This is a genomic window from Erysipelatoclostridium sp. DFI.2.3 (genome assembly GCF_019132535.1).
GTDB lineage: Bacteria > Bacillota_I > Bacilli_A > Erysipelotrichales > Erysipelotrichaceae > Clostridium_AQ > Clostridium_AQ innocuum.
This window is the reverse complement of sequence record NZ_JAHOOJ010000023.1, coordinates 35701-48438: the sequence shown is the minus strand read 5'-3', so window position 1 is coordinate 48438 and position 12738 is coordinate 35701. Positions and strand designations below refer to the sequence as shown.

The 12738-nt window shown below is 46.8% G+C and carries 11 protein-coding genes and 1 pseudogene; all 12 read left to right on the top strand.

What is annotated here, in order from left to right:
* Positions 1-265 precede the first annotated feature (265 nt).
* Positions 266-580 (top strand): annotated as a pseudogene (locus tag KSZ58_RS18420) (hypothetical protein); the annotation flags it as partial.
* A 247-nt stretch (positions 581-827) separates the two neighbouring features.
* Positions 828-1664: an inositol monophosphatase family protein gene (locus tag KSZ58_RS18415; protein WP_009271057.1), complete on the top strand. Its 837-nt coding sequence runs from the start codon at positions 828-830 to the stop codon at positions 1662-1664.
* Positions 1665-1723: 59 nt separating this feature from the next.
* Entirely contained in the window at positions 1724-2230 is a 507-nt protein-coding gene (locus KSZ58_RS18410) for a hypothetical protein (RefSeq protein ID WP_002610112.1), read from the top strand.
* A gap of 102 nt (positions 2231-2332) precedes the next feature.
* Positions 2333-3385 carry a glycosyltransferase family 4 protein gene (locus KSZ58_RS18405; RefSeq protein ID WP_009271055.1) on the top strand — a complete coding sequence of 351 codons (1053 nt, stop codon included), beginning with the start codon at positions 2333-2335 and terminating at the stop codon, positions 3383-3385.
* A gap of 45 nt (positions 3386-3430) precedes the next feature.
* Entirely contained in the window at positions 3431-4504 is a 1074-nt protein-coding gene (locus tag KSZ58_RS18400; protein ID WP_008817630.1) for a lysylphosphatidylglycerol synthase transmembrane domain-containing protein, read from the top strand.
* Positions 4501-6480 (top strand): glycosyltransferase, encoded by a 1980-nt coding sequence (locus tag KSZ58_RS18395; protein ID WP_009271054.1) that lies wholly within the window; start codon positions 4501-4503, stop codon positions 6478-6480. The genes KSZ58_RS18400 and KSZ58_RS18395 overlap by 4 nt, the downstream gene beginning before the upstream one ends.
* On the top strand, positions 6470-7423 hold the full coding sequence (locus tag KSZ58_RS18390; RefSeq protein WP_008817628.1) for a 3'-5' exoribonuclease YhaM family protein: 954 nt from the start codon (positions 6470-6472) through the stop codon (positions 7421-7423). The genes KSZ58_RS18395 and KSZ58_RS18390 overlap by 11 nt, the downstream gene beginning before the upstream one ends.
* Positions 7424-7610: 187 nt before the next feature.
* The gene (locus KSZ58_RS18385) at positions 7611-9488 is read left to right on the top strand and encodes a transcription antiterminator (RefSeq protein ID WP_008817627.1); all 1878 of its coding nucleotides are present in this window, start codon (positions 7611-7613) and stop codon (positions 9486-9488) included.
* 12 nt (positions 9489-9500) lie between these two features.
* Entirely contained in the window at positions 9501-10547 is a 1047-nt protein-coding gene (gene ypdE, locus KSZ58_RS18380; RefSeq protein ID WP_008817626.1) for an aminopeptidase, read from the top strand.
* Position 10548: 1 nt separating this feature from the next.
* Positions 10549-10872, top strand: a complete 324-nt coding sequence (locus tag KSZ58_RS18375; RefSeq protein WP_002610126.1) for a PTS lactose/cellobiose transporter subunit IIA — start codon at positions 10549-10551, stop codon at positions 10870-10872.
* A gap of 1 nt (position 10873) precedes the next feature.
* Positions 10874-11206: a PTS sugar transporter subunit IIB gene (locus KSZ58_RS18370; RefSeq protein ID WP_002610128.1), complete on the top strand. Its 333-nt coding sequence runs from the start codon at positions 10874-10876 to the stop codon at positions 11204-11206.
* 156 nt (positions 11207-11362) lie between these two features.
* Positions 11363-12697 carry a PTS sugar transporter subunit IIC gene (locus KSZ58_RS18365; RefSeq protein ID WP_008817625.1) on the top strand — a complete coding sequence of 445 codons (1335 nt, stop codon included), beginning with the start codon at positions 11363-11365 and terminating at the stop codon, positions 12695-12697.
* Positions 12698-12738: the final 41 nt, after the last annotated feature.

The window sequence follows — 12738 nt, the reverse complement described above, 5'->3', positions numbered from 1 at the left end:
GATACAAAAAAGGAGAGGCTGGTATATGAGTAACTATATAAATACTACAACCCATTCACATGGTATCCATCCGCAAAGGCTCCGGCCTTTCAGTAGATCAACCGCTTGCTAGAAGCGTTTTTTCTTATGCTTTCATTCATTCTTTACGATGATTAAATAGCTTACAGCTGAACACCGCTTGTCGGCGGTAAGGACTGCCTTGTTTTTGTTGCATCCGTTCCTGCGTATGAAACGAAGCAGCAGGTACCTCTATATACTATTATAGATTTTGTTTATAAAAAATCTCGCAGTAGAGGATAAAAGGAACAATTACAAAGGACGTATGGTATACTGATGGAGAAGGAGATAGATCAGGAGGTTATGGATATGTGTAACTTTCGCGATTTCATTGAACAAAGAGGTATTGAACAGGGCTTATTACTAAAAGCTGAAGGCAAGGTAGAAGGGAACGTGGAAGCAACATTTCTACATGTAAAAAACTGGTACAGAGAATCAATGTCAGTGCAATGGACGCTATGAATATACTGGACGCTGAAGATGATATTCACCTGCGATTCTGCAATCCCTACATCTATCCTGAAAAGCTATAACAAGCATAATCAAAGGGGCTGTGCTGTCACAGCTCTTTTCTGTATGTAATTCATAACAGACAGAAGTTCACCACCTCTGCGATGATAAGCAGATGATGGGACGAATTGTAAATCAATCATTCGTGAGGACTTGTTTTTTACGATAAGCGATAGTATACTGAACTGCATACAGAATCATGAAAATATAGCTTTGAACGCTGAAGTATAAGATGATAAGTCATGGAGAAGGGAGAAAAAATGAACTATCAAAAATTGTATGAATGCCTGTTTTGTGCTGTACGAACTGCCGGCATTGTTGCGAACATGATGCAGGCAACCATTGTCAATGAGGGCAAACAGGTGGAAGTGGTGGAGGATGAGGATGAACGCCATCTGCGTATGCGGGAAGCCAAAACCAGAGCCGATGAAATTGTTCAGGAAATTCTGTTGCAGTCTCTGTTACCGGAATATCAGGCTGTACTGAGTCTGGATGTGGAGGAGGATACGGTAAGCCGCACCTGCTTTTTGAAACAGGACTATGATTATACGCTTGTACTGGATCCGATCGATGGAACTCTGGACTATTTGCACCAGAAGGATACCTGGTCAATCTGCAGCGCCATTCTTCATGAGCATGATGTCCGTCTGGCTATTGTCTATTTTCCAAAGCGTGATATCATGTACACGTATGTGGAAGGGGTTGGCTGCCGGGTATATCATCGGCTGAAGCAGTGTACGGCGGCTGATGGCGAAGTGCTGTCTGTACAATGCGACAATACACCCTCTGTCGTATACAAAAACAGCCGTCTGTCACAGGATATCATACAGCAGCTTTGGGAGCGCGGATTTCAGGTCGTCGATGACAGTGAACAGGAGCTGGGCTGTCCCGATGCCATTCTTGCCTGTATGAGAGGGGAAGGACTTGCTTATTTCTCCGATACCCGCAATATTCGCGATATTCTGCTCGGGGCAATCCTATCCAAGCTGGAAAATGGACACGCCTATGACTATGCTGGCAATGCAGCACGCTGGGCTTCCCATGGACGACAAAAGGAAATCGTCTTCAGTATTTTTGAAAAAAATCAAATATTTTAATAAAATTTAGGAATTCGGTACTTTTCATTCGTATATAAGAATATATAGGAGGTAAACGGATGAAGGAGACTGAATTTTTTTATGAGCCCTGTGTCGATGAAGCACAGACAATTCGCAATATGAAGCGCCAGCTTTTGTTTTTGAAGCAGTATACGGCCTCGCTGCGTCTGCACAGCGTGCTGTATGGAGAGGATTGTGTACAGCTGCAGGTGGAGGATGAACTAAGTGATTATCTGAACTATACCCGCAGCATTGTCCAGACATCGAGAAACGGCGGATATGTACATAGGGATCCCGTGCTGGACGCGATGGAGCGTCAGCGAAGAGCAAGGGAAAAGGTGATGGAGCAGGACCAGCGGGCCTATGTTCTCTTACAGGGAATTCTACAGCTGGAGGAGCAGGAAAAGGAGCTGCTGCTGGATGTATACGTGCGAGGCCTGAAACGGGAGCTGGTATTGCGCCATCAGGGAGACATTGTGGAAAGCACGCTGAATCGAAGGCTTCGCCGTGCCTGTCTGCACCTTGCTGCTCTGCTGCATCTGCAGGTTTTAAAGGAATGCTCTTAGTTACAAACTTGTAATACTTGCATTATGAGTTTCAACGTCTACAGGTTTATGGTATAATAATTTAAGGTGGTTATGAAAACCATGTGAACAGGAAGCGGAGGAATGGATTTGGATAAGAAAATCGTAATCAATATGCTGTCCAGTGCCGACAAGGTGGAAGGACAGGGTGTGGGGAGTGCCTATCTGGAGCAGGTGAATCTGGTAAAGGAAGGCGCGAGTGATCTGTTTACCGTTGAAATCAACAGCGGGAAGAAAGCTGATATCATACACTCTCACACCATTGATCCGCAGAATTATCTGAAGATGAAGAATAATAAAAATGCCAATGTATGCTATGTGCATTTTCTACCGGATACGCTGAATGGAAGTATACAGCTTCCGAAGGCACTGTTTTCGGTGTTTAAAAAATATGTGATCAGTTTCTATAAAACAGCGGATTATCTGATTGTTGTAAATCCGATTTTTATGAAGGAGCTGGAGAAATACGGAATTGCCAGGGAAAAGATGATCTATATTCCGAATTATGTATCCAAGGAGCAGTTTCATGTGAAGCCGGTGGAGCAGCGCAATGCCATCCGTGAGCAGTATGGGATCAAAGCGGATGAATTTGTTGTCATCGGTGTCGGACAGGTACAGACACGAAAAGGCGTGCTGGACTTTGTCGATGTCGCCAAAAAGCTGCCGGATGTGCGCTTTGTCTGGTGCGGAGGCTTTTCGTTTGGAAAAATTACAGACGGCTATGAGGAGCTGAAGAAGGTTGTGGAGAATCCGCCGGCAAACGTACAGTTTCCAGGCATTATCCCGAGAAGTGATATGAATGATATTTACAATATGGCGGATGTGCTGTTTATGCCATCCTATAATGAGCTGTTTCCAATGGCGATACTGGAGGCGGTCAATTTGCACAGACCGATGGTTCTGCGCTCTTTGGAGCTGTATGAGGATATCTTATTTAAGAAATATCAGATGGCCGATGATAATGACAGCTTTGCCGAATTGATTCGAAGGCTGCATGAGGATCCGGCCTATTATGCGCGCTGTGCAGCTGACAGTGCCTATATCAGCGAATATTATTCCAAGGAGAATGTGCTCAGCATCTGGAAGGAATTTTATACGCGTGTATATGAGGAGCTGCAGGAACGCAAACGGGGGTAGAGAAGCGCAGCGTTCGCGCTTTGGCAGGAAGGCAGTTGAGGGTTCATGAAAAGTTCATTACGGAGTTATATCTTAAATTTTGTAGTCATCATCGGACTGACCGCTGTTTCTCTGTGGTTTGCACTGAAGGATAACTATCACGAAATCATGCATCTCATCAGCAGTATCTCCTGGTACTGGCTGCTCATCATTTTCCTTTGGGGAATGATCTATGTCATGATTTTAGGGCAGATCATCATGATTTTTGCCCGGCGTTACAAAAAGGACTACACGTACCGGCAGGGGCTGAGCAATGCGCTTGTCGGAACGTTTTTCAGCGGGATTACACCAAGTGCCACGGGCGGACAGTTCGGTCAGGCGTACGTATTTAAAAAGCAGGGAATCAAATACAGTGACGGAGCGAGTATTCTGTGGGCGGATTTTATCGTTTATCAGACGACGATGATGGTCTATGTCACGATTCTGTTTCTTTTGCGCTATACGCATTACATGACGATTATTGGGCCGGCGTTTCTGGGGATTCTGATCGGCTATATCGTAAATGTATGTGTCATCAGTATCCTGTGGACGATGGCGCTGTTTCCACGTGTCTATGTAAAGCTGAGCGGGCATGCCGTGACGCTGCTGGCGAAGCTGCATATCGTGAAAAACAAGGAAAAGACACTTGCCGCCTGGACCATTCAGGTTGAAGGCTTTACCAAAGAAATCAAGGAAATGAAGCACGAAAAGAAAATCATATGCAAAACCGTGCTGTGGAATGTGATTCGTATGACGGTTCAGTTTTCCCTGCCGTTTTTCATCGCCTATGCGCTGAACCTGAATCTGGGGCTGGATAAGTTCGTGGATTGTCTGGCGCTGGCCAGCTTCGTGCTGATGACAAATGCATTTATTCCGATACCTGGGGCAAGTGGCGGTACCGAGCTGGTATTCGTACAGCTGTTCAAATATCTGGTCGGCGGACTCAAGGCCAGCGGTATTATGATCCTGTGGAGATTTTCCACGTATCACATTGTAATTCTGGTAGGGGCATTTGTGTTTCTGCATTTGAAACGAACCTACGATGATGAAAAATATGGAAGACGGAAGAAACCGAAAGACATCAGGGAGGTGGATTCATGAGAATCGGGCTTTTTACCGATACGTATACACCGGATATCAACGGTGTGGTTTCCAGTATTGTAACCCTGCAAAGGGAGCTGGAGAAAAACGGACATGACGTTTATGTCATCACCAATCACAAGGCAATGACGATGAAAAAGGAAGGCAATGTACTGCGGCTTCCCGGACTCGAGCTGAAATGGCTGTACGGCTATAAGCTGTCTACACCCTATCATTTCAGTGCCCGTGATGAAATCAGGAAAATGCAGCTGGATGTGATTCATGTGCATACGGAGTTCGGTGTGGGCATGTTTGGCCGTATCGTTGCAAAATATCTGAATATCCCAGTTGTGACAACCTATCATACAATGTATGAGGATTATACGCATTATGTAAACCGTTTTGAAATCGACGAGGTGGATAAGGTGACGAAGAAGGTGGTCTCCACCTTTTCCCGTTCAATATCCGACAGTGCGCAGGCAGTGATTTCACCAAGTGAAAAAACGAAGGAAACGCTGTTGAAGTACGGGGTGAAGACACCGATCTATGTCATACCGACCGGACTGAATTTTGAGAAATTTCATCCGGATAATATCGATCCTGCCCGGGTGCAGGAAATCCGCAGACAATACGGTATTCAGGAGGATGAACGCCTGATCGTGTTTGTCGGCCGGATTGCACAGGAAAAAAGCATTGAGATTCCCATCGAGGGCTTTCGCTATGTAAGTGATACGAAAATCAAGCTGATGATTGTCGGGGGAGGACCGCAGCTGGAGGAGCTGCAGAAGCTGGTGCAGCGCCATCATCTGGAGCGGCAGGTGATTTTTACAGATAAAAAGCTACCGGAGGAAATACCGGCCTATTATGCGTGTGCGGACTGCTTTGTATCTGCATCCCTGACGGAAACGCAGGGGATGACCTATATTGAAGCACTGGCGTGCGGATTACCGGTCTTCGCCCGCTATGATGATGTGTTAAAGGATCTCGTCATCGAGGAGGACAGCGGCTTTCTGTTTGAAACACCGCAGGAATTTGCAGAGAAGCTGACGGACTTCATGCACCGGAGTGCTAAGGAGCGAAAGGCCTTTTCCCGGCGTGCGCTGAGCAAAATCGTCAAATACGATTCCAGAGTGTTTTATTCCAAGGTGCTCAGTGTATATTATCAGGCAATCAATGACTTTGAGGATGCCTACGAGGTTATCAAAATCAAAACGCTGGATGATTATGTGCGCATCTATGTGCAGAACGACAAGGAGGATCAGCCGCAGAAGCTTCTGATAGATCTGGATGATTACTTCACCTATAAAATCCGTCTGCACACAATGCTTGACCGCTACACCGTTGCGCATTTTCAGCGGAAGGAAATTGTGCTGGAGGCCTATCGCGGAGCGATCCGCAAGCTTCGCATGCGCGACTATACCCGCAAGGAAATGGGCACCTGGCTGCATCGGCAGCCGGGCTTATCCGTTGAGGATGTGGAGGGCTTGTTAAGTGAGCTGGAGGAAAAGGGTTATATCAATGATAACCTGTATATGCAGCAGAAAATCGAAAAGATGCAGTTTTCTCTGAGCGGCAAGGGGAATATACGGCGGACCCTGATCAATAAAGGAATATCTGCGGAGGATGTCGATGAGGCATTGTCCGGTCTGGATGATGAGGAGGAGCGTCTGCGTGCCTTGAAAATGGCAGAAAAGCTGATGGCAACCATTAAGGATAAATCCAGAAAAATGAAAAAGCAGACCATCGTACAAAAGCTGGTATCGCTTGGCTTTGACAGTGATATCGCCAGAAGTACCTCGGAGCGCTTGAATTTTGAAGAAGAGGATGACAGTGAAGCGCTGAACAAGACGATTGCCAAGGCAATCCGTACATACAGCCGCAAGCTGAGCGGGCAGCCGCTGAAAAACAAGGTTCTGGTATACTGCATGCAGAAGGGCTTTCTGCATGAGGATATCATGAACCATCTAAATGAAATGGAGTGGCGTGATGAGCAATAAAATTAAAGATTTATACGACGGATACAAGGGAGAGCTGACAGCGCTGATTATCAGTATGAACCGCGGTGTAACAGCAAAGGGAGCACCGTACCTGTCCTTTGTGTTTCAGGATAAAAGCGGCAGCATTGATGCGAAATACTGGAATGTAAGCGAGGAGCTGCTGCATAAATTTCAACCCGGTATGCTGGTGGAAATGAGCGGGGATGTGCTGTGTCATCAAAAGCAGCTGCAGTTTCGTGTGCAGCAGATGAAGGAGCTGGAGGAAGCTGCGGATATTTCCGATTATGTAAAGGAAGGACCGTATTCCCAGCAGGCATTGCATGAAACCATCCAGCTTTATATCGATGAAATTGAAAATACGGTCATGAAGCAGCTGGTATGCGGAATATTGAAGGATCATGAAAAGGATTTCTTTGAATATCCTGCGGCGACACGAAATCACCATGATTTCTATGCCGGACTCGCAACGCATGTACTGGGGATGCTGCAGCTGGCAGAGCAGCTGTGTCATCTGTACCCGATGCTGGACAGAGATCTGCTGTACAGCGGTGTCATCCTGCACGATGTAGGAAAGACTGTGGAGCTGAGTGGTGCCATTGTCAGTGAATACACCACACAGGGAAAGCTGCTGGGACATATTTCCATTATGCAGGCTGAGGTACTGGCCAAAGCAGAGCAGCTGGGGCTGGAGGATTGTGAGGAAGCCATGCTGCTTCGCCATATGATTTTATCCCATCATGGGGTGTATGAATACGGTTCCCCTGTGCTGCCGATGATACCGGAGGCAGAAATGCTGCATATGATCGATAACATTGATGCACGCATGAATACGCTGCACAAGGCATTGGAGCCGGTACAGGCCGGAGAGTTCACACAACGAGTATTTGCATTGGAAAATCGTTCGTTTTATAAAAGCAGATACAAAAATTCAGACGGTAAATAGACGCAAAAGCGCTTATTTACCGCTTTTTTTCGGCACTTTTCCAGTTTGTGGATAAATTTTTCATGTTTCTTGTGAAATAGTTAATCTTTTTATTTTTAGAAACTTTCGATATACTAACCATGCAAGCTGATAACGCTTTCACATAAGCGCCAGCAATCCCAACCATAGGAAAGGAGGAAACAGCCAAATGAGAGAAAAACGAATACTGGAAGAGCTCATGCATGCAGATCAGTATTGCAGCCTGGAGCATTTCTCCAGACAGCTGCAGGTATCGACCAGAACCATCAGCAATGATATCAAATATCTGATGCAGGATGGTGAGCGAAACGGCTTTCGCATCCATCTGAAGCGGCGCTTCGGCTACTATCTGGAAATCACGGCACCGCAGAAATTCAAACAGTATATGCAAAGCGATGAAGACAGTATGGCCATCAGCAGCAAGGAGCGTGTTGACACCATCATCGCTCTGCTGCTTCTGCAAAGTGACTATATTACGCAGGAAACAATCGCCGACACACTGGCAGTCAGCAAATCCATCATTAAGGTTGATATGGCCAAGGTAGAAAAGGCATTGTTTGAGCACAGCATTTCCCTGATTAAAAAAGCCCATTACGGCATCAGCTTATCGTGTGAGGGCATGATGCGCAAGCTGTATCTGCTGGAGCTGCAGGAAAAAGACAATCTTTATATGAAGAAGACCATGGATCATTATCTGTCCCAGCAGCACATACAGCATTTGGAAAAGCGGCTGATTGCCCTGCTGAAGCAGTACCGGCTGAACACCAATTATATCGAGCTGAAAAAAATCGACCTGTTCCTGAAGGTCAGCGTGCTTCTGGCGGAAAAGGGCATTGAATCCGCTGGAGGGGTGATAGACAGCAGTGTCCATAAGCAGATGGCAGTCGAGCTGGCAGATGTGATTCAGGAAATCTATCAGGTGACGCTGAGCAGCGGTGATATCTGTGATATCGGCAATTATCTGAAGCAAAAGACAAAGCCGAGTGATGTCTATCTGTATGATGAGGGTCTGATTCAGGATATCGAGATCTTTCTGCAGGATGCAGATGAACAGTATCATACCCAGTTCAATGCCGATGTGGAATTTAAAAAGAGCCTTCTGGCGCATGTATCCCTGCTGCTGGACCGGCTGCATCAAAGCATTTCCTTCTCCAATCCGCTTGTTCACGAAATCAGTGTGAAGTATCCGGTGATTTTCAATATCTGTATCCGCTTTGCCGGTATGCTGGAGGAAAAATATCATGTGAAGACCACACAGGATGAAATCGGATTCATCGCAACACACTTTGCCGCCCATATGGAAAAGGAGCTGCATCACAAGCTGAATCTGTATCACCGCATTGCCATCATCTGTTCCAGCGGTGGTGGAAGTGCCTTTCTGATCAAGCTGAAGCTGGAAACGATCTTTTCCTCCAGCAATATTGAAACCTTCTCCTTGCTGGAGCTGGATGAGGTTCGCTCCTATGAGCCGGATATCATCTTCACCATTAAAAAGCTGGATGAAGTCTTTGATGTTCCCATTGTTCTCATCAAGGAGCTGCTGGATGATGCGGATATTCAGAAAATCAAGAATATGCTGGAAACAGATGCATCCCTTGTCCTGCAGGAGCGCTCCTTCACCTCCCTGTTTCGCAAAAATGCATTCCACATCTTTCAGGAAGGAAGCTATGCGGACATGGTTTCCTGTATGGCTGCAAAGCTGGAACAGGAGGGATATTGTGATCCGGGCTATGCGGCTTCCGTGAAACAGCGTGAGGAAGTATTGTCCACCGTGTATAACAATGGTATTGCGATTCCGCATCCCCTGGAGATGTGCGGCAGAGGAAATATTTTGTCGGTGGGCATTGTGAAGCAGGAAGCATCGGTACATAAGCTGCCGGTTCAGGTCATCTTTCTGGTCGATCTGGAGAAGGGGGATTTAAAGCTGCATCAGAATATAACTAGAGTATTGTTTGAGGTTATGAGCGATACGGCACTGATTGAAAAGCTGCGGCGTGCAGAATCGTATGAGGATTTCATGAAATGCATATCGCATCTGAAATTTTAAAGGAGGGACTCTATGAATATACAATTTTTAGAAAAGCTGTCAAATGCGGACGGCATCGCATCCAATGAGCAGGAGGTACGGGATGTTCTGGTTGCGGAGCTGAAGGAGTATGCCGATGAAGTTTCCACGGATCATCTTGGCAGTATTATCTTCAAAAAGGGGAACAGGGGGCCGAAGATCATGCTGTGCGCTCATATCGATGAGGTTGGCTTCATCGTGCGCAGTATATCCGATATGGGGCAGGTCATGCTGATGAGTGTGGGCGGTGTAAAGCCGCTGGCACAGTTTATGCAGAAGGTACGTATTACGACAGAGGATGGTAAGAAGATTCACGGTATCATCCAGGCAACCTATGAGAGCAACGCCGCCACCAAAGTCTATGTGGATCTGGGGGCACAGACTGCACAGGAGGTCTATGATCTGGGCATTCAGGTCGGGGATATGGTGACATATACGACAGAATTTGAGCACTTCGCCTTAGCGGATGTTGTGGCAGGAAAGGCGTTTGATGACCGTCTGGGCTGCTTCATTATGGGGGAGGTATTAAAACGGCTGCAAGGCATTGATCATCCCAATACCGTTTACATGGTGGGCACCTCCAGTGAGGAGGTCGGAATACGCGGGGCAAAAACCGCTGTATACAGGGTGAATCCGGATGTGGTATTTCCAATCGATGTTGCCTGCTTTAACGATGAATTTGTTCGCAATCATACCAATCAGCGCCAGATTGGCAAGGGGATGATGCTGACAAACTTCGATCGCACACTTGCTCCCAATCGTGCCCTGATTCGTCGTATCAAGGACACGGCAAATACATTGCATAAGCCACTGCAGCTGGATATGTTCAATGGAGGAGGAACCGATGGCGGCGAGGCTCACAAGAGTAGGGATGGTAAACCGACCGCTGTCAGCTGCCTGCCTGTGCGTTATGGACACTGTGCCTATTCGATTGCACATCTGCAGGATATTGCGGACGCCATCGACATCTTTACAGAGCTGATTGTCAATTTTGACGAAGCAGCGTATCGTGCATCAATAAATTTTTTGAAAGGAGTCTAGCATGACAGAATTAGAACAGCAGATCATCGGTATCATTTCCGCTGCCGGTGACAGTAAGGGGAAGGCGTTTGAAGCCCTTCGCAAGGTAAAGGAAAGCGATTATGAGGGAGCTCGCGCACTGCTTGAGGAAAGCAGAAAAATCGATCTGGAGGCACACAAAATCCAGACCAAGCTGATCCAGTCGGAAATGGATCCGGAGGCTGAAAAGCCGGAGCTGTCACTGCTCATGGTTCATGCGCAGGATCATTATATGACCAGCCAGCTGGCAAGAGACGTCATTGAGGCACTGGTAGATGTATTTGAAGCAAAAGAAGGAGGAAACTAACATGAGAATTTTATTATGCTGTGCAGGTGGCTTTTCCACCAATATGCTGATGCAGAACATGAAAAAGGTCGTAAAGGAAAGCGCGAAGCTGAATGAAGAGGATTTTAAATTTACGGCGATTCCCGCAGACTCTCTGGAGGAGGAAATCGATAACTGGGACGTGGTTCTGGTCGGACCGCAGGTATCGCACAAGATTGACTTCATCGAGGCTGTATGCAAACCGAAAAACGTGCCGTTTGCAGTCATTGACAAGGATGTATACGGACAGATGGACGGAGCCACCGTATTGAAGCTCGCTCTGGTTACACGCAAGAAACACGAAATGGGAAAGTAATCCCTGATTTGGAATTATAAAAGACTATGCTTCATTTGCGGTCAGTCTTGTATTGTTCAATCAGGCTGTGAGATGAATGAGCAGGGGGTATACTTTCAGGAATGCCCGCTCACGTGTCCTGTAAAGACAGCATAAATAAATAGAAAGGAACCTAGTATGTTTAATAAATTTGAAGCCTTTATGAACAAATGGCTGATGCCAATTGCTCAAAAAGTAGATAAACAGCGTCATCTGAGTGCCATTAAGGCATCCATGGTGGCCATGACACCATTTACGATTCTGGGGAGCTTCTTCGCCATCATCCCCGCTTTACCAAACATGATTGGAGAAAATAACGCATTCAGTCAGTTCATTTTGAACAATGCGGAGCTGCTTGACCTGCCGGTTACCCTATCCATCGGTATGATGAGTGTATATGTAACGATGTGTATTGCATACAATCTGGGGAATCACTACAAGCTGTATATTCCGGGCTGTATCACTCTGTCCACCTTTGCTTTCCTGTTTGTGGCTGCTGAAAACGTAGAGGGCGGTATCAGCATCACCAACTTCGGTGCAAAGGGTCTGTTCTGTGCCATGCTGGTCGGTATGGCTGCTACGGAGCTGTATCGCTTCTGTAAGGAAAAGAATCTGACGGTCCGCATGCCGGAGGGGGTACCGGACTTCGTATCCAAATCCTTTGAGCTGATTCCTACAACCATCATCGTTGCCGGAACCTTCATCGCTGTACGCTTCTTCTCCCAGCAGATTTTCGGAGCACTGCCTCCGCAGATTCTGACACAGTTTCTGGCACCGCTGGTTGGTTCCATGGACAACCCGTGGGCAGTCTTGTTCCTGCACTTCATGATCTGTCTGATTTTCTTCTTCGGTATCCATTCATCTGTTTTCGGACCGATTACACGTCCGATCATGGCTACCTTCATTGCGGAAAACATCATCGCAAGACAGGCAGGAGAACCTCTGCCACACTTTTATACGGCAGGTACCTCCAGTGCGTTCTTTGGATTCACCGGTGCCGGTATCACCATCGGATGCGTTGTGGCATGCATGCTGTCCAAATCCAAACGCTATCGTAAAATCGGGCAGGTCGCATTGTTCCCGTCACTGTTCGGTATCAATGAACCGATTCTCTTCGGTGCTCCGATTATTCTGAATCCGATAATGTTTATCCCATTCGTCTTCGGTGGTGCCATCATCGGTACCATGCCAATGTTTTTGATGCACTACGGTCTGCTGGACAAGCCGTTCTTCGATCCGCCTTATGTCGGTGTCTTCCTGGAGGGATTCCTGACAAACGGTGACTGGAGAGTGATCCTGGCCTGCGGTGCACAGCTGATTCTGGCAATTCTGCTCTATCTGCCATTCTTTAAAATCATGGAGCGTCAGGAGCTGCGTGAGGAAGAAGCAAGAGCGAAGAAAGCAGAGGAGGCAAAAAACATCTTCTCGGATGATGAGGAGGCTTTACTGAACGATCTGGATCTTGATTTCTAGCAATAGCCAGCGGCATCCGTTTGCGGGTGCCGCTTTCCATA